General features: G+C 42.6%; 19 protein-coding genes. 13 read left to right on the plus strand and 6 right to left on the minus strand.

Annotated elements, in window-relative coordinates:
• Nucleotides 1-20 precede the first annotated feature (20 nt).
• Entirely contained in the window at nt 21-1,403 is a 1,383-nt protein-coding gene (locus BAA9072_RS08805) for a sigma-54 interaction domain-containing protein (protein WP_201714293.1), read from the minus strand.
• Nucleotides 1,404-1,704: 301 nt separating this feature from the next.
• Here BAA9072_RS08805 and pruA point away from each other — a divergent pair, with 301 nt between their 5' ends.
• The 4 genes from pruA to BAA9072_RS08825 all read left to right on the plus strand — a co-directional run bounded on the left by pruA (nt 1,705) and on the right by BAA9072_RS08825 (nt 7,542).
• Nucleotides 1,705-3,249 (plus strand): L-glutamate gamma-semialdehyde dehydrogenase, encoded by a 1,545-nt coding sequence (gene pruA, locus BAA9072_RS08810; protein ID WP_201714294.1) that lies wholly within the window; start codon nt 1,705-1,707, stop codon nt 3,247-3,249.
• Between the two features lie 91 nt (nt 3,250-3,340).
• Nucleotides 3,341-4,534, plus strand: coding sequence for an ornithine--oxo-acid transaminase (locus BAA9072_RS08815; protein ID WP_201714295.1), 1,194 nt, complete (start codon nt 3,341-3,343; stop codon nt 4,532-4,534).
• A gap of 152 nt (nt 4,535-4,686) precedes the next feature.
• Entirely contained in the window at nt 4,687-5,931 is a 1,245-nt protein-coding gene (locus tag BAA9072_RS08820) for a Glu/Leu/Phe/Val family dehydrogenase (protein ID WP_201714296.1), read from the plus strand.
• A 207-nt stretch (nt 5,932-6,138) separates the two neighbouring features.
• On the plus strand, nt 6,139-7,542 hold the full coding sequence (locus BAA9072_RS08825; protein ID WP_201714297.1) for an aldehyde dehydrogenase: 1,404 nt from the start codon (nt 6,139-6,141) through the stop codon (nt 7,540-7,542).
• Between the two features lie 896 nt (nt 7,543-8,438).
• On the opposite strand, the gene BAA9072_RS08830 is transcribed toward BAA9072_RS08825, so the two are convergent.
• Nucleotides 8,439-8,672 (minus strand): DUF378 domain-containing protein, encoded by a 234-nt coding sequence (locus BAA9072_RS08830; RefSeq protein WP_098350129.1) that lies wholly within the window; start codon nt 8,670-8,672, stop codon nt 8,439-8,441.
• A 200-nt stretch (nt 8,673-8,872) separates the two neighbouring features.
• Between BAA9072_RS08830 and BAA9072_RS08835 the strand changes: the two genes are divergently transcribed.
• From BAA9072_RS08835 to BAA9072_RS08845, 3 genes are all read left to right on the plus strand, one after another.
• Nucleotides 8,873-10,036, plus strand: a complete 1,164-nt coding sequence (locus tag BAA9072_RS08835; RefSeq protein WP_201714298.1) for an iron-containing alcohol dehydrogenase — start codon at nt 8,873-8,875, stop codon at nt 10,034-10,036.
• Nucleotides 10,037-10,322: 286 nt separating this feature from the next.
• Nucleotides 10,323-11,672: a glucose-6-phosphate isomerase gene (locus tag BAA9072_RS08840; protein ID WP_201714299.1), complete on the plus strand. Its 1,350-nt coding sequence runs from the start codon at nt 10,323-10,325 to the stop codon at nt 11,670-11,672.
• Between the two features lie 92 nt (nt 11,673-11,764).
• Nucleotides 11,765-12,172 (plus strand): YugN-like family protein, encoded by a 408-nt coding sequence (locus BAA9072_RS08845; protein WP_201714300.1) that lies wholly within the window; start codon nt 11,765-11,767, stop codon nt 12,170-12,172.
• Here the strand turns inward: BAA9072_RS08845 and BAA9072_RS08850 are convergent.
• The 3 genes from BAA9072_RS08850 to BAA9072_RS08860 all read right to left on the minus strand — a co-directional run bounded on the left by BAA9072_RS08850 (nt 12,165) and on the right by BAA9072_RS08860 (nt 15,141).
• Nucleotides 12,165-13,229: a potassium channel family protein gene (locus tag BAA9072_RS08850; protein ID WP_330999278.1), complete on the minus strand. Its 1,065-nt coding sequence runs from the start codon at nt 13,227-13,229 to the stop codon at nt 12,165-12,167. The genes BAA9072_RS08845 and BAA9072_RS08850 overlap by 8 nt on opposite strands.
• Nucleotides 13,211-13,762 (minus strand): GNAT family N-acetyltransferase, encoded by a 552-nt coding sequence (locus BAA9072_RS08855; protein ID WP_201714301.1) that lies wholly within the window; start codon nt 13,760-13,762, stop codon nt 13,211-13,213. Before BAA9072_RS08855 ends, BAA9072_RS08850 begins: the two co-directional genes overlap by 19 nt.
• 161 nt (nt 13,763-13,923) lie before the next feature.
• Nucleotides 13,924-15,141, minus strand: coding sequence for a lactate 2-monooxygenase (locus BAA9072_RS08860; RefSeq protein WP_201714302.1), 1,218 nt, complete (start codon nt 15,139-15,141; stop codon nt 13,924-13,926).
• A gap of 328 nt (nt 15,142-15,469) precedes the next feature.
• Between BAA9072_RS08860 and BAA9072_RS08865 the strand changes: the two genes are divergently transcribed.
• The 6 genes from BAA9072_RS08865 (at nt 15,470) to BAA9072_RS08890 (ending at nt 22,580) form a co-directional block, all read left to right on the plus strand.
• Nucleotides 15,470-16,438: a formylglycine-generating enzyme family protein gene (locus BAA9072_RS08865; protein ID WP_201714303.1), complete on the plus strand. Its 969-nt coding sequence runs from the start codon at nt 15,470-15,472 to the stop codon at nt 16,436-16,438.
• A 143-nt stretch (nt 16,439-16,581) separates the two neighbouring features.
• Nucleotides 16,582-17,550 (plus strand): LacI family DNA-binding transcriptional regulator, encoded by a 969-nt coding sequence (locus BAA9072_RS08870; protein ID WP_201714304.1) that lies wholly within the window; start codon nt 16,582-16,584, stop codon nt 17,548-17,550.
• Between the two features lie 238 nt (nt 17,551-17,788).
• Complete coding sequence (locus BAA9072_RS08875) at nt 17,789-18,487, plus strand: carboxylesterase family protein (RefSeq protein WP_201714305.1); 699 nt, start codon at nt 17,789-17,791, stop codon at nt 18,485-18,487.
• Between the two features lie 141 nt (nt 18,488-18,628).
• On the plus strand, nt 18,629-19,459 hold the full coding sequence (locus tag BAA9072_RS08880; RefSeq protein ID WP_201714306.1) for an endonuclease/exonuclease/phosphatase family protein: 831 nt from the start codon (nt 18,629-18,631) through the stop codon (nt 19,457-19,459).
• A 101-nt stretch (nt 19,460-19,560) separates the two neighbouring features.
• On the plus strand, nt 19,561-21,036 hold the full coding sequence (locus tag BAA9072_RS08885; protein ID WP_201714307.1) for a sulfatase family protein: 1,476 nt from the start codon (nt 19,561-19,563) through the stop codon (nt 21,034-21,036).
• An 80-nt stretch (nt 21,037-21,116) separates the two neighbouring features.
• Nucleotides 21,117-22,580, plus strand: coding sequence for a sulfatase family protein (locus BAA9072_RS08890; protein WP_201714308.1), 1,464 nt, complete (start codon nt 21,117-21,119; stop codon nt 22,578-22,580).
• A 339-nt stretch (nt 22,581-22,919) separates the two neighbouring features.
• On the opposite strand, the gene BAA9072_RS08895 is transcribed toward BAA9072_RS08890, so the two are convergent.
• Nucleotides 22,920-23,017, minus strand: a 98-nt coding sequence (locus BAA9072_RS08895) for an IS3 family transposase (protein WP_201714309.1), incomplete at its 5' end; no start/stop codon positions are given.

Consider the following 23,017-nt stretch of genomic DNA (forward strand, 5'->3'; position numbering starts at 1 on the left):
AGAGAAAGTGGCCAATACCATCAAAACGCATTCCGTTCAATCCCGTACTTCCGAATCCGATACTGTAAATTCTGCCGGCTCATTCCAAGGGATTTCGCCGTTTTGGTGATATTGAAGTCATGATGTTTCAATGATTTCTGAATATAATAGGTTTCGGCCTCTTCTATGAAAAGCTCCAACGGTTTGATCTCTGTTCCGGATTGATAGAGGAAATCTGATTCATCCTGTTTTTCTTCTCCAACTGCTGTGTGGAGAATTCGTTGTCGGAAACCGAATGGAAGATGATTGAAGTGGATTTCATCTTCAAAGCCAACGAGATTAAATGCTCCCTCAATAACATGTTCAAGCTCTCTTACATTACCCGGCCAGTCATATTGATGGAAAATATCCATTACCTCCTTCGAAATCCCTTTCATATTCATGGCGAAATGGTGGTTGAACTGATCAATGAAATATTTCACGATTTCCGGTAGATCGTCCTTTCTCGAACGGAGAGAGGGGATGAAGATAGACACAATGCTCAGCCTGTAATAGAGCTCCTTCAATAACCGTCCTTCTGCAATGGCATCGATCGGATCCTCGTTCACGGTCGCCATCACACGGACGTCGTATGGAAGGTCCGTCCCTCTGGAAAAGAAGTTTAATAGCTTCTCCTGGAGGGAAGGGGGTAATGAGTTGATTTCGTCGAGGAGAAGTGTTCCTCCCTGTGCTTGCTGGAAGAGGGAGGGCCGTTGATCTCCCGGGCTGCTGCCTTCTTGCTCATCCTGAAAAAGGATTTCTTCAAGCATATCATCACGTAATGAAGAACAATTCTGGGTGATGAAGGGGTGGTTGGCACGGGCGCTGTCGTTATGAATACTGTGTGCGAAAAGCTCCTTGCCGGTACCGATTTCACCACAGATTAACACAGGGGAAGAATTCCTCGTCGCCCGCTTTCCTGTTTCGATTGCGTCCTGCAGACGATGATGTTGACCGATAATGCTATCAAAAGTATATAAGCTGCTCGGGCGCTTATGCATATGATCCCTCATCACTTTTTCGAGCTTGGTGATATCTCTTGCAATCTCGATCGCTCCAATCAACACCTCATCATGAAAAATAGGGAATGTATCGTTCATCGTCGTGATTTCGATACCGTTTATATTAAAATAAGTTTGCTTCATATTGAGGGTTGGCTCCTTAGTGTTAAGGACTTTAAGGAGGGTGCTTTCCTCTTCAGAATGAAATTGGAAGACATCCAACAAATTTTTATCCAAAACGTCTTCGATTTCCATTCCTTCGATTTCCCGCATCTTACGATTGTAGATGATGGTTCTTCCGGTAGAATCGATGACATGGACACCTGATTCGAGATGTTCAGCGACTTTTTCATACATATACAACCGTTTTTCAGATTCCAGCATGCTGTCTCTCTCCTCTTCTTAATCATTTGTTATTCCTGCAAAAAGTATCGTCTATAGAACAATAATTTGCGCAAATTTTCCAGGCTTTCATTAAGGGGATTAGCTCCTTATCTGAATGGATTCCGCAAAAAGAGTGGAATTTTAAAAAATTTTGAAAAAACTCTTGAAAAATGCAACTATCTTTTGCATTATTATAAGTGTAAGGGTTTTCTAAATGCAAATTTTTTTTGCATATCTGCTAATGAACCTCGTCATATTGAGGATGAATAAAAAATCTTTGCTTAAAGGGGGAAATGCCCACATGATTCCTTACAAGCACGAACCATTCACAGATTTTTCGGAGAAAGAGAATCAGAAAGCATTTAAAGAAGGTCTAAAAGTAGTAAACAGTTACTTAGGCCAAGACTATCCATTAGTGATTGGCGGAGAGCGGGTAACAACCGATGATAAACTCGTTTCTGTCAACCCTGCAAACAAAGAAGAACTCATCGGACGTGTGTCCAAAGCGAATAAAGGTCTAGCTGAAAAAGCGATGGATGTCGCTTATGATGCATTCCAAACATGGCGTAAAGTGAAGCCTGAAACCCGCGCCGATATTCTTTTCCGCGCTTCTGCAATTGTTCGTCGGCGTAAGCATGAATTCTCTGCTTTACTAACGAAAGAAGCAGGTAAACCTTGGAATGAAGCGGATGCTGATACAGCGGAAGCGATCGATTTCATGGAATACTATGCTCGTCAAATGCTTCGTTTGAAAGATGGGTTCCCAGTTGAAAGCCGTCCAGGTGAATACAACCAGTTCAACTACATTCCACTGGGAGTGGGAGTTGTGATCTCGCCTTGGAATTTTGCCTTTGCGATCATGGCTGGTACAGCTGTAGCAGCAATCGTTACGGGTAACACGGTTCTTCTTAAACCAGCTTCAACGACTGCGGTTGTGGCAGCCAAGTTCATTGAAGTATTAGAAGAAGCAGGTCTTCCGAAGGGTGTCATCAACTATGTTCCGGGAAGTGGAGCAGAAGTTGGAGATTACCTGGTCGATCATCCAAAGACACGTTTTATTTCATTCACAGGTTCCCGTGACGTTGGTATCCGTATCTACGAAAGAGCAGCAAAAGTGAACCCCGGCCAAAAATGGCTGAAACGCGTTATCGCTGAAATGGGCGGTAAGGACACGATTGTTGTCGATAGCGAAGGAGATCTTGAATTAGCGGCTAAATCAATTGTTGCATCAGCATTCGGATTCTCCGGACAAAAATGTTCTGCCTGTTCCCGTGCCGTTGTGGTGGAAGACGTTTACGATCAAGTACTAGAGCGCGCAGTTGAATTAACGAAAGAATTGACGGTTGGAGATCCGACAGACCGTGAGCATTTCATGGGTCCTGTGATCGACCAGGCGTCATTTGATAAAATTATGAGCTACATTGAAATCGGTAAAAAAGAAGGTAAATTAATGATTGGTGGAGAAGGGGATAATTCAAAAGGCTTCTTCGTAAAACCGACAATCTTTGCTGATCTCGATGCAAATGCTCGATTGATGCAGGAAGAAGTCTTTGGACCGGTTGTCGCATTCTCGAAAGCGAAAGACTTCGATCATGCCCTGGAGATTGCAAACAACACGGATTATGGTTTAACAGGTGCAGTGATCACGAATAACCGTGCGAAGATCGAACAGGCCCGTGAAGATTTCCATGTTGGAAACTTATACTTCAATAGAGGTTGTACAGGAGCCATCGTTGGATACCAGCCGTTTGGTGGATTCAATATGTCAGGTACCGACTCGAAAGCGGGCGGACCGGATTATCTTCTGCTTCATCTTCAAGCAAAAACGACATCCGAAACACTTTAAGAGTGAAAACGGGGGGAGCCTTTGTACGCAGAGGCCCCTTCCTTGTATATAACTATTTAATTGTTTTTTATTACGTTAGGAGGAACCTTTCATGGCAGTAAGTACTCATTCGATTATTGAACAAACCGAAAAATATGGTGCGAAAAATTATCATCCTCTCCCAATCGTCATTTCCGAAGCGGAGGGTGTATGGGTGAAGGACCCTGAGGGCAATAAGTATATGGATATGCTGAGCGCATATTCAGCCGTCAATCAAGGGCACCGTCATCCAAAGATCATCCAGGCGTTAAAAGATCAGGCAGACCGCGTGACCTTAACTTCCAGGGCATTTCACAATGACCAATTAGCTCCTTGGTATGAGAAGATCTGCAAGCTGACGGGTAAAGACATGGCTCTTCCAATGAACACAGGTGCTGAAGCGGTTGAAACGGCGATCAAAACAGCTCGCCGTTGGGCTTATGATGTGAAGGGTGTAGCCGAAAACAGTGCAGAAATCATCGCGTGTAACGGGAATTTTCACGGAAGAACGATGACAGCCGTTTCCCTTTCTTCAGAAGAAGAATATAAGCGTGGGTTCGGTCCGATGCTTCCGGGGATCAACTTAATTCCTTATGGTGATCTTGACGCACTGAAAGAAGCAATCACTCCAAATACAGCGGCTTTCCTCATTGAACCGATCCAAGGGGAGGCAGGGATCGTATTCCCGCCTAAAGGCTTCATGAAAGCTGCGTTTGAGTTATGTAAAGAAAATAATGTCCTATTCATTGCAGATGAAATTCAGGCAGGGCTTGCCCGTTCCGGAAAAATGTTTGCATGTGAGTGGGAAGATATCGATCCTGATATGTACATTCTCGGAAAAGCTCTGGGAGGCGGGGTATTCCCGATTTCTTGTGTGGTAGCAGACGAAGAAGTGCTTGGTGTATTCAATCCTGGCTCTCATGGCTCTACTTTCGGAGGAAATCCAATGGCATGTGCAGTGTCCGTTGCATCACTGGATGTGTTGATCGATGAAGGCCTTGCCGGCCGTTCCCTTCAAATGGGAGAATACTTTATGAGTAAACTTCGTGAGATAGATAATCCTATGATTAAGGAAGTTCGTGGCAGTGGTTTATTTATCGGAGTGGAACTGACTGAGCCAGCCCGTAAATACTGTGAACAACTCAAAGAAGAAGGATTGCTATGTAAAGAAACTCATGAGACCGTCATCCGTTTTGCTCCACCTCTTGTCATCTCACAAGAAGACCTGGACTGGGCGATTGAACGAATCAAAAAAGTATTGTCTTAATACGCCGTTGGTAAGAAGATTTTTTTCCTGAAACGTGCTTGAACAGGCGTAAAAATAAAAATTATTTCTTTCCCAAGTCAATGGTTTAACATACGGTAATATGTTACAATAACAACGTTTCAGATCACATAATAAAGAGGCGAATGTTTACAATGGGAGAAAACCTTAATCTGTTTACTTCTACACAGCATGTCATCAATGATGCTTTATCGAAGCTTGGATATACGGAAGAAATGTATGAACTTCTGAAAGAGCCGATTCGTATGTTGACCGTTCGAATCCCTGTTCGAATGGACGATGGCAGTATCAAAGTATTTACGGGCTACCGTGCACAACATAACGATGCAGTAGGTCCAACGAAGGGCGGCGTACGATTCCATCCTGAAGTGGACGAAGAGGAAGTAAAGGCTCTATCTATGTGGATGAGCTTGAAATGCGGCATTGTTGATCTTCCATACGGTGGAGGAAAAGGCGGGATCATCTGTGACCCACGAACAATGTCCTTCACTGAACTTGAAAAGCTTAGCCGTGGTTATGTTCGTGCTATCAGTCAGATTGTTGGACCAACTAAGGATATACCGGCACCTGATGTGTACACAAACTCTCAAATCATGGCTTGGATGATGGATGAATACAGCCGTCTTCGTGAAAATGATTCACCAGGGTTCATTACAGGAAAACCGATTGTCCTTGGTGGTTCCCAAGGTCGTGAAAAGGCTACAGCACAGGGTGTTACGATCTGTATCGATCAGGCAGCAAAGAAACGTGGCATTGATATTAAAGGTGCAAGGGTCGTCATCCAGGGTTTTGGAAATGCCGGAAGTTTCTTAGCGAAGTTCATGCACGATGCAGGTGCCAAGGTTATTGCCATTTCCGATGCCCAAGGGGCTTTGCATGATCCGGCGGGTCTGGATATCGATTACCTGTTGGATCGTCGGGATAGCTTTGGGACAGTAACGACATTGTTTGAGAATACGATTACAAACAAAGAATTACTGGAGCTCGAGTGTGATATCCTTGTACCTGCAGCGATTTCAAACCAGATCACGGAAGAGAATGTCTATGATATTAAAGCATCCATTGTGGTAGAAGCTGCAAATGGTCCTACTACCTTTGAAGCCACACGAATTCTTTCTGAAAGAGGAATCCTCCTAGTTCCCGACGTACTAGCGAGTGCCGGTGGAGTAACGGTTTCTTACTTCGAATGGGTTCAGAACAACCAAGGGTACTATTGGACAGAAGAAGAAGTAAACGAGAAGCTTTATGCTAAACTTGTCGAAGCTTTCAACAATGTATATGAAACATCTCAGAATCGTCGAGTGAATATGCGACTAGCCGCATACATGGTCGGCGCACGCAAAATGGCTGAAGCCTCAAGATTTAGAGGTTGGGTGTAACGATCGCATGAATGAAAGAACGTATTCTCATTTTTGAATGAGGTACGTTCTTTTTTTTGGGTCCTTAAAGGAATTCAAACATGAATATAGAAATGATTAGAAAGCATTTGTTTTGGGTAAAATCATTGAAATTGACATAGGAGCCATTTTAACGTACGTTTTTTATGTTCTTGTGTTTAAACTATTAAACGTTAGGGAGTGAATCATATGTCTACTGAACTGTTCATAGAGGAAGCTTCTCCTGAAGCGATAGTATCCAGTCTTCAACAGCATAAGCAGTTTTTTAAGTCCGGTGTGACCCGGCCTATTCAATACAGAAAAGATCTGTTAGAGAAATTCTCCGCGGTCATAAAAAATCATGAAGCAGAAATCATCAATGCTCTAAAGAAAGACTTGAATAAATCCGAAATGGAAACATATGCCACAGAGATCGGCATCTTGCTGGAGGAGATTCGATTCGTGCAGAAGCATATCGATGAGTGGGCAGAACCAAAAAAGGTGAAAACGGCGAAAACCCATATCGGATCGAAAGCCTACACCGTGCCTGAGCCTTACGGAACCACATTGATTATTGCACCTTGGAATTATCCGATTCAACTCGCATTGGCACCGGTCATCGGTGCGATCGCAGCGGGTAATACTGCGATTGTTAAACCGTCAGAGCTTACTCCGACGACCTCGGCTTTACTGGCTAAAATGATCAATACACATTTTGATCCAAGGCAGCTATTCGTTATTGAGGGGGGAGTGGCGACGACACAGAAGCTTCTCAAGCAGCCTTTTGATTATATCTTTTTCACCGGAAGTATACCTGTGGGGAAAGTGGTCATGGAAGCTGCGGCCAAGCAGTTGATCCCGGTAACCCTCGAATTGGGTGGGAAAAGCCCATGCATAGTAGACGAAACAGCCGATATCCCCCTTGCCGCCAAGCGGATTGCTTTCGGGAAAGTGACGAACGCGGGGCAGACCTGCATTGCACCGGACTATCTGTTTATTCATAAAAGCAAGAAAGATGAGTTCATTACTGAATTCAAGAAAACTGTGATTGAGTTTTATGGAACGGAACCTCTGAAAAGCGATAAATTCGGACGGATTGTAAACGAGCGTCATTACAAGCGCTTGACGAGCTATTTGGAAGACGGAGACATCCTCTTAGGGGGAAATGTGGATCCTGCTGGATTGAAAATCGAACCGACGTTGATGGAGCCAAGGGATTTCTCAGTACCTGTGATGCAGGATGAGATTTTCGGACCTATTTTTCCTGTCATTGAATATGAGGATCTTGAGGAGGTCATTGATTTTGTGACTGAACGACCGAAACCTTTGGCACTCTACTTGTTTACGAGCAACCCTATCACTGAAGAGAAGATCAACAGATCAGTCTCCTATGGTGGAGGGTGTGTTAATGATACTCTTATGCATATCGTAACACCCTATCTTCCTTTCGGCGGGGTAGGGGAAAGCGGAATTGGGAATTATCATGGTGAATCAAGCTTCGCAACCTTCTCCCATTACAAAAGTATCTTGAAGCAGACAACCAAATTCGATATGAGCTTCCGTTATCCGAGTGGACGATTCGGAATGCAGATCATCAAAAAATTATTGAAATAAAAAGGCTGTTTTCGTCAACATTGTTTTATTTTTTTTTGAAGCGTTTATTGGTTGATTTCCACTCCAGGTGCTCGCTTTTAAGGGGCTGGTGATGTGCCTCCGGGCTCTCACCTGTATTCCTCCAGCGGCTAGACCCTCGAGGTCATAAGCTTAAATGGGCGTAAGAAGGCAAAGAACGCCTTCTTACGCCCATTCATCTTATGCATGTCGGGGCCTGAGCAAGCCGTTTCCGCTTTTCGGACTGTCCAGTTCTTCCCGGAGGAGTCTTAGCAACTGCAGAAAGAATCAACTGTCCAAGAGTACGTTTTTCACTACAACAAAAAATGTCAGGGCATGTGTAATAGTATTTCTAATCATAACCACAATCTTTGCGAAAGGCTCTTTTCGGAAAGATTGTGGTTTTTGAACAATTTGTTGCTTGAGCACTGTTAACCGGTGTTGGGGGACGGTAAGGGGGGGACTGGTTTGCTTCAGCTAAAACGAACGGGGTATTGGTACGCCAGATCCCAGCCAGCGTCTACGCAGTGCCCTCGCCATCTACAGAACTCACTAGTGACAAGAGGTGATGGAAAGAGCAGAACGTTGATTGCTCAACATTAGAAAGAAGTTAAGTTAAAAACAAGGTATTTATATATTTCTATTTCAGACACACACGCTTAGAAAGTTGATTGGAACGGAAGGTGCTCGACTCCTGCGGGAATAGCGGGAAAGTTGAGACCCCGGAGGGCAAAGCCCGAGGAGGCTCAACTCACGCCCCGCGGAAAGCGAGCACCCTTCGTTCCAATCAACTAGCACTCACTAATTAAAAAGCAACAATGTTTGCGAAAGCAGCCTTGCGAAAAGAGCCAATAAAAAAGGTGACCCGAGGTGGGTCACCTTTTTTGTTCAGGTTCTCTTTATCTTGTTGGTTCTGTATGCGGTTCTCTTTCAAGCTCTTCCGTAGGTTTGAATAACAGACCCAGGTTGATGAGGCCGGCAATTCCGACCAAACCGTAAACGATTCGGGATAGAGCTGCATCTTGACCACCAAAGATCGCTGCAACAAGATCGAATTGAAAGAAACCGATAAGTCCCCAGTTGACAGCACCAATGATCGTAAGAACCAAAGCAATACGTTGAATACCACTCATGTTGTTTTCCTCCTTATATTCAATGGCTCATTTATAAGTTTCCCACCAGGAATATTCCTATTCAATATCCTGAAAGTAAATTTCTATATGCAAGTTCTTTGCAATTTGGGGATGATATATTTGATAATAGAAAATGTGGTGAAAAAATTCTGGGTAACGAAATAATTCGGCCCTTATAGAATACAGGGAGGTAACAAACGATGAATGAATTTACTTTTTACAATCCAACCAAATTAATTTTTGGTAAAGGACAAGTAGAACAATTGAAAGAATTGGTACCTCAATATGGGAAAAAGGTGCTTGTCGTTTATGGCGGAGGAAGCATCAAGCGAAACGGCCTATATGATCAAGTTATGTCAGTACTTAAAGAGACTGAAAGTGAAGTATTTGAATTATCTGGAGTTGAACCGAATCCACGTCTTTCCACCGTTAGACGCGGAGTGGAAATAAGTAAAGAAAATAACATCGATTTCATTTTAGCTGTTGGGGGAGGAAGCGTCATTGATTGTACAAAAGCAATCGCGGCTGGTGCGAAATACGATGGAGACGCATGGGATCTTGTGACGAAGAAAGCCTTTGCGAAAGAAGCTCTTCCATTCGGAACGGTTCTTACCCTTGCTGCGACGGGATCTGAAATGAATGCTGGATCCGTTATTACCAACTGGGAAACAAATGAGAAATATGGTTGGGGAAGCCCGGTGACATTCCCGCAATTCTCCATTCTTGACCCTGAAAATACCTTCACCGTACCGAAGGACCATACGATTTACGGAATGGTTGATATGATGAGTCACGTGTTTGAACAGTATTTCAATAATGCAACAAACACACCGCTTCAGGACCGTATGTGTGAATCTGTTCTCACTACGGTTATTGAAACAGCTCCAAAGTTGATCAATGATCTTGAAAACTATGAGCTTCGTGAGACGATTCTGTACTCGGGGACCATTGCACTGAACGGAATGCTGCAAATGGGTTACAACGGTGACTGGGCAAGTCATAACATCGAGCATGCCGTGTCAGCCGTGTATGACATCCCACATGCAGGTGGACTCGCGATTCTATTCCCTAACTGGATGAAGCATAATCTTAAAGTGAATCCTTCCAGATTTGCTCAGCTGTCAGAGCGCGTATTCAATGTCGATCCTTCCGGTAAATCAGAAGAGGAAGTGGCCCTGGAAGGAATTGAAAAGCTTCGTGAATTCTGGACAAGCATAGGTGCACCATCCCGCTTAGCGGACTATGATATCGACGAAAGCCAATTAGATTTGATGGCTGACAAAGCCATGGTCAACGGCGAGTTCGGAAACTTCAATAAACTGAACAAAGACGACGTACTTGCGATTTTGAGAGCATCATTATAATAAGTGGGGAGGGACGGACCTTGTGAAGGTCCGTCCCTCTTTTGGGTGAATAAATTGATGAATCGGCCGGATTTTCAGGAAGTTAAACAGCAGTTTACGTAAGTGTACTTTTTTCCTCTTCCTACCATAGGGGTTTCTTCCCATAAAACAGGGAAATATAAGCGGGTGAGAACCTATTTTGAAAAAGTTTGGTATGCACACGCTTACATAAAGGGAGCTTTCTTGATTCTCGAGTCAGCTTCCGATAAAGTGAGATAGAAGAAAATATTTTAATCGGAGGATGGTTATGACACACATTCGTTTTGATTATTCAAAAGCGTTATCGTTTTTTGGCGAACATGAACTTACATATTTAAGTGATGCCGTTAAGGTGGCTCATCATTCCCTACATGAACAAACAGGTGCAGGAAATGATTTTCTGGGTTGGATTGACCTTCCGGTAGAATATGACAAAGAGGAATTTTCCCGTATTCAGAAATCAGCAGAGAAAATTAAGAATGATTCCGATGTGCTGTTAGTAATCGGAATCGGTGGGTCTTACTTAGGGGCGCGTGCAGCTATTGAAATGCTGAACCACAGTTTCTACAATGCCCTGCCGAAAGAAAAGCGTTCCACTCCACAAGTGTTATTTGTCGGACAAAACATCAGCTCCACATACATGAAAGATTTAACGGATCTTCTTGATGGAAAAGACTTCTCCATCAATGTGATCTCAAAGTCCGGTACAACGACAGAACCGGCACTTGCATTCCGTATCTTCCGTAACAAGCTCGAAGAAAAATACGGTGTTGAAGAAGCCCGCAAACGCATCTATGCAACAACGGATAAATCAAAGGGTGCCCTTAAAACACTGGCAACGGACGAAGGCTATGAAACATTCGTTGTTCCTGATGATATCGGAGGTCGTTACTCTGTTCTAACAGCAGTAGGGTTGCTTCCGATTGCTGTAAGCGGAGTGGAAATCGAAACGATGATGAATGGTGCGGCACAGGCACGTGAAGATTTCGGGAAATCCGAGCTTGCTGAGAATCCAGCATATCAATATGCTGCCGTTCGAAACGCACTATACAACAAAGGAAAAACAATCGAAATGCTCATTAACTATGAGCCGGGATTACAATACTTTTCAGAATGGTGGAAGCAGCTGTTTGGAGAAAGTGAAGGAAAAGACCAAAAAGGCATTTATCCTTCCTCTGCAAACTTCTCGACTGATCTCCATTCCCTTGGTCAATATGTCCAGGAAGGCCGCCGGGACATTTTTGAAACTGTTATCAAGGTTTCGGAGCCCCGTCATGAGCTGAAAATCGAGAAAGCGGATAGTGACCTGGATGGGTTAAATTACCTTGCTGGTGAGACAGTGGACTTTGTAAATAATAAAGCATTTGAAGGTACATTGCTTGCTCATACAGATGGAGGGGTACCAAACCTGATCGTGGAGATTCCTGCAATGGATGCATACACATTCGGTTACCTTGTATACTTCTTTGAGAAAGCATGTGCCATGAGTGGTTATCTTCTTGGAGTGAATCCATTTGACCAGCCGGGAGTGGAAGCGTACAAAGTGAATATGTTTGCCCTTCTTGGAAAACCAGGATTTGAAGAGAAAAAGGCCGAGCTAGAAAAACGTCTTAAATAAGAAAGGAGCACTGAGTGAAATCTCAGTGCTCTTTTTACATTTTTCTTTCTCTTTAGGAGAAACTATTCCTAAAAGAAAGGGGATGCATCCACGTGATTGAACTTTCATCGAGCATAGAAGGAAAGCATTATCAACTGTATAAACTGGAGCAGCTATTAAAGCCGCTTGGGTATTCGATCGGCGGTAATTGGGATTACGATCACGGCTACTTTGATTATAAAATGGATGACGAGGTTGGTTATCAATTCTTACGAGTTCCGTTCACCTCTGTAGACGGGCAATTGGATTCAAGAGGGGCTACTGTTGAATTCGGTAAACCCTTCCTTCTTTCCCATAAATATCAGATTGGCTTAGACGATTATGCTTCATCGGGAAGCTTCTCAGGATCCGTCAATCAATTCTCAGAACCGCAGGATCCGGATGCAAGCTTTCCTGAAGAGTATATTGCCGTTGGGAAAGAACTTGTAAAAGAACTCGAGAATACTTTGTTTTCTAGTTAGAAATTACAAGCAGCTCGTCTGATTCTTCAACAATCATGGTTAAAGGAGGATTCACTGTTGTGTTTTCTCCTTTTTTTATGCCTAGAAGGATGATATTGTTCTTTAAGAGATGCCCACTTAATGTGTGAAAATTTTCATTGATATACACTTCTGAAACGGGGATCAGCTTCAGGTTATTTCCTTTAAGATGATTCAACAATTTTAAGATGGTTTTAGACATACCTTGAGAAATAATGCTATTCATCATTACATAACTGGTTTGCATATTCGTCTGGATGACTTCATCTGCTCCTGCCCGTTTCGCATTTGCCACTTGATCCTTTTGAAGAATCTCCACCACTGTATATAATTCCGGATGGTTTCCTTTCATGGCAAGAAGGGTTAAGACTGAATTCATATCCGAGGTCATTTCATCCTTATTTTGATCAGCGGTTATGAGGGCAATCGAGGCTTCATGAAGATTGACTTTCTTTAGGATTGCATCCCTGAACGGTGTCCCCCGTATGAAATGGATACGATTATTGTTATAGGGATTTTTTTGAAGGGTTTCATCGACCAAAATGATATCGCACCTGGAATGAAGGGAGGTCAGTTGATTGATCACTTCCCTGGCCCGCTCATTCCACCCTACGATGATAACATGTTCTTTTCCTTTAAAGGTGGCACGTCCTTCCAAATATGCATTTTGTGTCATGACCGTTTCCGCTGCCAGTGTAACAAAATAGGTTGAAAGAAAGCCGGCACCCACCAGGATTAAAACAATCCCAAGCAGCCTCCCTTCAAGAGTTAATGGAACGAAATCTCCATATCCTACCGTGGAGGTCGTAATGATGGCCCACCAGATTCCATCGAATAAAGAGGGAAAGGTATCAGGCTCTATAAAGTGAATGATCGTGCCAAAGGTCAGCATCAGCGTAATGGCGATCATAAAAATTCGAATAACCAAAGGCCAGCGCAAGAATCCATGAAACATTTGCTGTACCATTCTACCAGCTCCTTTTTCATCTGCACTGACCATTATTTCCTTTTCCGGTTCGTCTAAAACTCTGAAAGCCATTCTTTCTTCAATAAACTGTACATATAGGCATCATATGCCTGATCATCTTGAAGGATATATTCCCTCAGCAAACCTTCCTGCTTGAAACCAAGCTTCTCCACTACTCGTGAGGATGCTTTATTATAAGGAACGATTACCGCTCCGGCACGGTTCATTCCTTTATCCGTAAATAGAAAGTTGAGTAACGGAGTGAGTGCCTCACCCATGATTCCCTTCCCCCAGTGCTCAGGGATCAGGTCGTATCCGATTTCGCATCGCTTATAAGCCTTCGAAATGCCATGGAATCCGCATGTCCCGATCATCTTTTTAGTTTTCTTCTCTACGATGGCAAAGCGCATGGGCCCGCCCGACTCTAAATGCTTTTCGTAGTTTTCCACCATACTTACAGCTACATCTTTTGATTCGATCGGACTCATCCCGAAATAACGGAGGACGTTTTCTGAAGTATAGAGATCATAAAGAAAATTGACATCATTCATGGTGATCTGTCTTAGGACTAATCTCTCTGTTTCAAATACTGGATATTTTTCCAAATTTAACAACCCCTTTGTACATGAAAGTATACCATGGAAGGAACAGGGAGGAGGATAGGGAATTTCATGTTTTTTCCTATGAGAAAGCTGACGGATCGATCTCCCAGGGCAAAAATAATCTGGACTAAAAAACCCCTGTCATTTAGGCAGGGGCTAATTCATTATGACTTTATCCCGGCAGATTGTGATTCCGGTATTCTTGTCCTTAAAGGTGATGATATGTCTTTCGTGTGTATCAGAAGAGAAGAATCCAATTCAGAAACGGATGCTTGACCGGAAAGAGCCAGGGTCAAATCGAGATCGGCCAGTACGTTCCGGATCACTTCCTTTACCCCTTGCTCACCAGCAAGCGTCAAACCGTACATATAGGGTCTCCCTAAGAGGACGGAGCTCGCTCCCAGGGCCAATGCTTTCACCACATCCGCTCCCCGCCGGATACCACTGTCAAATAATACAGGAATCCGCCCGTTCACAACCTGGCATATCATCGGCAATGAGTCCAATGCTCCAATGGCTCCGTCAACCTGTCTTCCACCATGATTGGATACAATGATCCCGTCCATTCCATGATCGATGGCAAGCTTCGCATCGTCAGGATGGAGAATTCCTTTCAGAAGGATAGGCAGACTTGTATGCTCCCGAAGAAACTCCAAGTCATCCCACGTTAAACTGGCATTGCCAAACACCTGGGACCAGAGGATGGCAGCTGCAGTCTTGTCAACTTCAGGAGGGTCTTTCAACCTTGAACGAAAGACAGGGTCACTTACATAATTCCCGACACCTTCTCCCGACAGAAACGGGAGATATGTGTTTTCAAGATCGTATTCACGCCATGCCATCATCGGAGCATCAAGAGTTACGACGATTGCGGAATATCCGGACGCTTCAGCCCTCCTGAGCATACTGGCTGCAATCTCACGGTCGTTACTCCAATATAGCTGGAACCATCTTGGGGAATCACCCATTGCAGAAGCAACTTCTTCCATGGAACGGGTAGAAGCAGAGCTTGCAATGAACGGAACATTCATACAAGCTGCCGCACGTGCAGACGCAAGCTCCCCGTCAGGATGGACGATGGATTGCACACCAATGGGAGCGAGCATTAGGGGTGTGGAGTAGATTTCTCCCAATAATGACACCTTCAGGTCACGTTTTTCGACGTTAGTCAGCATCCGGGGAACAATCTGCCAACGATCGAATGCATTCCTGTTGGCGCGCATCGTCTCCTCTCCACCGGCACCTCCTGCCACATAATAATAGGGTCCGTCCTCAAGCTTTTCACGTGCCTTCCGTTCAAGATCTTCAAACCTGAATGGAATGGAGGGACGGACCTTCCTCTGATAGACTTCATTCTGAACATGGTTTCCATACTGAGTCATGGTATTCTCCTTTCATGTCAGTCGACATAGGTATAAATCAATAAAGGGCATATGTATTCGCAGGCTTGTCATTATAAAAAATGGTACCGGCTATATTCAGAAAAGTCAATCTACTTTGTGTGGAAAAGTAGAGAACAAATAGGAATCGAATCGGAACTCCTTATTCTGTCAGCAATTAATAACTGAATAAGGTAACCTAAGAAGAATGGAAAATGATATCCTCAAGCTATATAAAGTTGCAACTAGTAAGTAGTGATGTTACTTTTTATAAAATATAATACTATAAATACGGTGTTATTTAAGTTGATAGAATAGGGAGTAGTGATTCATGAAAATTCAAAAGTGTTGTTCAGCATCTAGAGGCGAAAGAGAAAAGGTTACTGATAAAGATTTTCAAGGTATCATTCCAACTAGGAAATCCAATCAGCTGCGGCATGATGAAAATTTAATTCAGCTACCCGGTGGAAAATTTCTTATGGGAACGGATGATAAAATAGGCTATCCGAGAGATGGTGAGGGCCCCCTTCGAACTGTAAATTTGAAACCATTTGCCATAGACCGTTACTCCGTGACGAACAGCCAATTTCAAGAGTTTATTGAAGAGACAGGATATGTGACAGAAGCAGAATGTTTCGGTTGGTCTTTTGTCTTTCATTTACTTGTGTCAGAAAAAGTTAATAATCAAGTAATCAACTCCGTCAGAGAGACTCCATGGTGGCTTGTCGTAAATGGGGCATGTTGGAAACAGCCGGAAGGTCCAGATTCCTCCATAGAGAATCGGTTAGATCACCCTGTTGTTCATATTTCATGGAATGATGCCCAAGCGTATTGTAATTGGTCTGGAAAGAGATTACCTACAGAAGCGGAATGGGAATATGCGGCACGAGGTGGTCTGGTTAGTAACAGATTTCCTTGGGGGAATGAGCTCCACGTGAAGGGTGAGCATCAATGTAATATTTGGCAAGGTAAGTTTCCCACCACCAATACGGGAGAGGATGGGTATATCTCAACTGCTCCGGTTCATGCTTTTCCGCCGAATGGATTCGGTCTTTATAATGTTTCCGGGAATGTGTGGGAATGGTGTGAGGATTGGTTTACCAATAAGCACCCTAAAGCTAAAGTAAGCCATAATCCACATGGACCAGATACAGGGACCGCTAAAGTAATGAAAGGAGGGTCCTATCTTTGTCATCAATCTTACTGTAATCGTTACCGAGTTGCAGCAAGGACGGCAAATACTCCTGATAGCTCAACTGGAAACATTGGATTTAGATGTGCGGCAGACATACGGGCTTAATGAGTTATTGAATTTTAAATATTTAAATAATGTATTGTAAACGTTTTCTATTTGAATTAGAATGAACTCATTGAAACGTTTCAATTGCGAAGTTAATACATTTCGTGGTTTTGAAATTCTATTTAATAAAAGGATTGAACGGAATGCCTACCTTAAAGGATGTAGCAAAAGAAGCCAATGTGAGTGTATCGACCGCATCGTATGCCATTAATGGCAGCTCACTCATAACAAAAGAAACAAGGGAAAAAGTTCTAAAGGCAGCCAGAAAGATTGGATACCGCCCGAATGCAAGTGCAAAAAATTTAAAGAAAAATAAAAGCGAGATTATTGGCTTCTTTTTGAGTGGTTTTACAGGTCCCTTTTTTAACGAGTTATTAGAGGGGGTCCAAGATGTAGTCATTAAGAATGGGTATGAGATGGTAGTGTGTGCATCTAATAGTAAACATAGACTACTAGTTGAAAATTATGTAGACGGGGCTATCATTCTGAATTTCCATGTGGATGATCATACGATTGAATTTCTTGCGAATGAAAAAATGCCTATTGTTACATTAGATCGTGAAATGACTAACCAGAATATTAAAAATGTCTTATTGCAAAACAAAGTGGGTATTGATCTTGCAGTAAAACACCTTGTCGACAAAGGGCATCAAAGAATTGGATTTATTGGTGGTTCTTTTGATTCGTACGATGGTGAAATGCGGTTGGCTGGATTTAAAGATTCAATGAAAAAGAATAATGTGCCAGTTATCGAAGGTGACTTCATACGAGCTAATTTTACCGAAATCAGTAGTTTGCTGGTCATGGATCAATATATCAATGACAATGAAATATACCCCACTGCTTTCGTTTGTGCAAATGATGAAATGGCCATGGGTGCGATCAAGGCTTTTCAGCAGAATGGAATAAATGTACCCAATGATGTTTCAGTAGTTGGATTTGATGATATTGCCCTTTCTAAACATTTTGATCCTCCAATATCTACAGTACGTATACAGAAAAAGCTATGGGGGAAGACTGCTGCTGAAATTTTATTTAAAATGCTGAACAAACAATATGATTTTCAAACTCCTGATATCCCTATTGAATTCATTCACCGCTCATCAAGTTAAAAGGCGGGGAATTGTAAACATAACCTCTAACAAGGTGGAATATATATTTTGGATTTTTCAAGAGAATATGCAAGCACTTTCACAGGGAGAAACATACTCAAACCTATTAACCTCCAAGAATATCGTCTCATGGAGGTTTTATTCAGGGTATTTATTGAAACGTTTCAACTGCGCTTTTTCTGAGTCCAATCAACTAAGAAATGGACATAATCATTTTCTATTAAAAGGAGTATGATTTATGCAAAAAGAGATGAAGTTTCATTTAAATGATTATCAGTTGAATTATCTTTTATACTTGCCGGATTCATTCCAGCAGAATGGTTCTCTAAAATGGCCGCTTATACTATTTCTTCATGGAGCTGGAGAACGCGGGGATGACATAGAGTTAGTCAAGAAACATGGGGTCCCGAAAATGGTTGAAGATCAAGAAGAATTCCCATTTATCGTAGTTTCTCCACAGTGCCCCGCTGACTCCTATTGGGTGAATGAACTGGAAGTATTGAGTGCACTGCTTGATGAAATTATCAGGGAATGTTCAATAGATCCTGCACGGATTTATCTTACCGGGCTAAGCATGGGAGGGATTGGAGCTTGGCATCTTGCAATATCGAACCCAAAGCGCTTTGCAGCAATTGCTCCGGTCTGTGGAGCACTTTCAATACCAGAAGTCAGAATAGAAGAGTTGCAAATTACAATTAACGTAAATCAATTATTTGAGGGACTGAAAGAGATAAAGGATCTTCCGGTCTGGGCATTTCATGGAGATGCAGATGATATTGTACCAATAAAAGAGGCTCAAAAAGTCATTCGAAAATTGAAAGCGCATGGTGGAAACGCAAAATTAACTGTATATAAGGGAGTCAGTCATGATTCTTGGACTAAAACCTATGAAAATAAGCAACTATATAAATGGTTTCTAAACCAAACCGCTAACTAAATTCAACTAGCTATCAAGAGGCAAAATTATTTGGGGCAAGGTTGTATACCGTACACTCGTTTAGGCTCTTCGTTCTTATCACCTGTTGAAATAGTTGAAGCCAATTCATCTATAAAAATGATGAGAAAGCGGTATTAACAAATGGAAATTCACTTAACGAGAAAGAGTGATGGAAAGATGGTCCTTAAAGTGATGACGTTCAATCTAAGGGTAGATATCCCTCAGGATGGAAGCAATGCCTGGGAGTATCGAGAAAAAAAGGTTACTCAACTCATTAACAATCACCAGCCTGCTATTATCGGTACACAAGAAGGATTACTGCGGATGATTAAAGATATCGAAGAAGACTTGCCGGATTACCGATGGATCGGTAACGGGAGGCGCGGCGGTATGGCTGATGAATTTTGTGCCATTTTTTATCATGATAAGAAACTGGATGTAGTCGAAAATGGACAATTTTGGCTGTCTGAACAACCAGATACTCCAAACAGTATCAGTTGGGGAAGTGATTTTCCAAGAATCTGTACATGGGTGCATTTCCGGTTTATGAATGATGGCACTGAGTTTATTGTCTATAACACTCATCTCGACCATATTAGTCAAGAAGCCAGAGAAAAGGGTATTCACTTAATCTGGAAAAGGCTTTTAAATCATTATGATCAGAAAAAGATCCCCGTAATTTTGACAGGAGATTTTAACAGTGAACCTGCCAATCCTGTTGTCCGTTTCTTGCGTGGAGAAGCAACTATTATGGATGAAACAGTTAACCTACAAGATGCGTTTATGGAATTGAATGAGCCTATAGGCAGAACATTTCATGGTTTTAATGGCGGAACGGAAGGAGAACCAATTGACTACATTTTCACGAGCCCTGAAATAAAGGTGTTACAAACAGATGTGGACAGAAGAAAGGTAGATAACGCTTATCCATCGGATCACTATCCAATTATTTCAACTTTAGAAATCAATTAAGTTACCTTTCATGCATCTGTTTTCATTAAAGTTGACGGTAGTGAAAGGAAATGCCCTTTGGATGGATTAATCAAAAAATGATAAAAGAGGATGAAAAGAATATGAAAATTCTTTATATCGATATAGATGCATTGCGTCCAGACCATTTAGGGTGCTATGGCTATGAACGAAATACGACACCGAATATAGATAGCATTGCAGAACGAGGGGTCCACTTCACAAATTATTACGCCTCTGATGCACCGTGCGCTCCATCTCGTACTGCATTATTCAGTTCTCGCTATGGAATCCATACAGGAGTTGTAAATCATGGCGGGTTGCAGGCTGATATGCGTCCAATTGGGAAGGATCGCCCTTTTAATTATCACCATACTGAATATCAAGCTTGGGTTGATGTACTTAGATTCCATAAACATCACACTGCCATTATCAGTCCTTTTCCCGGGCGTCATTCTGCATGGCATATGCTACAAGGGTTTTTAGAAGCTCATGACACAGGAAAACATGCAGGAGAAACTGCAGGAGATGTGTCAAAAGAAGCTTTACGCTGGATTAAAGAGCGAGGAAGTGAAAAAGAAGATTGGTTCTTATATCTGAATTTCTGGGATCCGCATACGCCATACCGAACTCCAGAAGAATTTGGGAATCCGTTTGAACATGACCCTGCTCCGGCATGGCTGACGGAAGAGATGATTGCTGTGCATCGTGAAAGCTATGGTCCTTATAGTGCAAGAGATTTACCAACTGTCAGACAGTGTCCGGGAATCCCTGAAGAAATTACATGCAGGAATGATTTTAAGAAATGGATCGATGGATATGATACTGCTATTCGGCATGTCGACGATCATGTCGGTAAAATTCTTCAGGCCCTTGAAGATGAAGGTATTCTAAATGAGACAATCATCATTATTTCTTCGGATCACGGTGAGAATCAAGGCGAGTTGAATGTGTACGGAGACCACCAGACGGCAGACCATATCACAAGCCGTATCCCATGTATCATTGCTGGTCCTGGAGTGAAACAGGGACACGTGGATGAAGATTTTCACTATCAGATCGATCTTGGACCTACCTTGACGGAGCTGGTTGGTGGTGAACAGCGGGAAAGATGGGATGGGATCAGCTTTTTGCCTGCCCTCACAGAAGGAAAATCTGCAGGCCGACAGTATCTCGTCGTTAGTCAATGTGCCTGGAGCTGCCAACGTGGAGTGCGTTTCGATAAATGGATATTCATTCGTACGTATCATGACGGGTTGAAGGAATTTCCTGAATTAATGTTATTTGATATTGAAAATGACCCGCACGAAACAACTAATTTAGTTGATCAAAGACCAGAAGTTGTTGCAAAAGGTCTGCGACTCTTAGATGAATGGGTGGCCGAACAAATGGTGTCGTCCGATTCCCCGGTAGACCCGATGTGGAATGTCATTCATGAAGGCGGGCCCTTCCACACAAGAGATGACTTGAATCTTGATTCCTATTTAGAAAAGCTGCGCAGTCAAGATCGAAATGCGGCTGCTGACAGATTGGAACGCCGATATCGTCCAGAAAAATTCGAAACATTAGCGAAAGATTAATAGAAGGGGATCTAAAGGGAATTCCATAACAATAAATAATCAAATTCATAAAAATATACATGTTCAAGGGGGAAATGAAAATGAGAGTCCTTTTGTTGGATTTAGACTCAACAAGACCGGATCACTTGGGATGCTACGGTTATCATCGGGACACTTCACCTAATATCGACCGTATTTGTAAGGATGGGGTAAGGTTTACAAACTACTATACATCGGACGCACCGTGTGCACCTTCTAGATCTGCACTCATGTCTGGCCAACTTGGTATACACAATGGTCTGGTAGGACACGGTGGAACTGCAGGTGATGTACGTCATGATGGACCAAAGAGGGACTTTTCTGATCGCCTTGCATTGGAGAGCCTTCCTTCGTTTGTAGATCAAGCTGGTTTGAAGCCTGTATTAATTAGCCCATTTGCACAAAGGCACGGTACATGGAATTTTTATGCGGGATTTCGGGAAATGCATAATACAGGTAAAGCCGGGATAGAGTCAGCAGAAGAGGTGACGCCGGAAGTTCTGAAATGGCTCGAACATAATGCCGAGGAGGATAATTGGTTTCTCTATGTGAATTATTGGGATCCCCATACCCCATATCGTGCTCCGGAGGAATTTGGAAATCCATTTGAGAACGATCCTCTTCCTGTATGGATCACAGAAGAAGTGCTGGAAGAGCACAAAAAGAAAGTCGGTCCTCATAGTGCCAGTGAAATCAATATGTATGATAATAAACAAAACCCTGATTTTCCAAGATCTCCAGGTGAAATAAAGGACATGGCCGGATTGCGACAGATGATAGATGGTTATGACTGTGGAGTACGCTGGATGGACGATAACTTAGGGAAAGTCTTTAAGTCTTTAGAGGATTTGGGAATCATGGAAGAAACGATTATTATCATTACTGGTGATCATGGCGAGAATATGGGAGAGTTAGGCATATACGGTGAACATGGTACAGCAGACCACGCAACTTGTAATATTCCTATGATCATTCGCTGGCCGGGAGTAACGAAACCAGGTCATGTGGATGATGAACTGCATTATCATTTAGATTTAAATCCAACCCTGGCCGATATATTAAATCGACAACCAGCATCGGGATGGGATGGACAAAGTTATGCTCCAGCCTTAAAAGGTGAAACAGGTTCAGGCCGTGATTATTTAGTCGTTTCACAATGTGCACATGTTTGTCAGCGCAGCGTCAGGTTTGATGATTGGCTATATATCCGGACCTACCATGACGGTTATCATTTATTTGATAAGGAAATGCTTTTTAATATTAAGAATGACCCTCATGAAGTTCAAAATGTGGCAAAGGAATATCCGCAGATTTGCAAAGAGGCCGTTTACCGATTGAACGAATGGCATGAGGAAATGATGCATACCAGTTCATCAGATGTAGACCCATTATGGACTGTGATGCGGGAAGGCGGCCCATTCCATGCCAAAGGGAGCTTACCAAAATATATTCAGCATCTGGAGAAAACAGGACGGGAATATGCAGTAGAAGAATTAAAGCGCCGTCACCCTAATGAGTTTAAATAAGACTTATCGTATGGGGTAGAGGTATAAGCAGCAGTTGAAATGTAACTGCTGCTTTATTTGAAAGGACAAAAGGTGTTTCGCAGAATAAGAAGGATGCATTCTTCTTCCCATTAGCTGTAACGTTTCAATTGGTGTTTTAGAAAGTATAAGAAATTTGATACAAGAATTAATAAGGTGCTCTCAAGAGTTTGATCAAGCAGCTTCATTGATCAATTGCTCCGTCGGCTTATATAGGCATCTCAATATCTCATGAATACAGGTCTAAATGAACCTCTTTAATCGCATTCAATTAACATAAAAAGACCACCATGGTGGCTAACCCCAAAAGTTAGAGTTTTGTTATGCAGCTGATTGGATGGACTGAGTTCGGTATTCGACTGGACTTAGTCCATCCAATTTTTCTTTTGAACGTTCATGATTGTACCAGTGGATATATT

Source organism: Rossellomorea arthrocnemi (assembly GCF_904424705.1).
GTDB lineage: Bacteria > Bacillota > Bacilli > Bacillales > Bacillaceae_B > Rossellomorea > Rossellomorea arthrocnemi.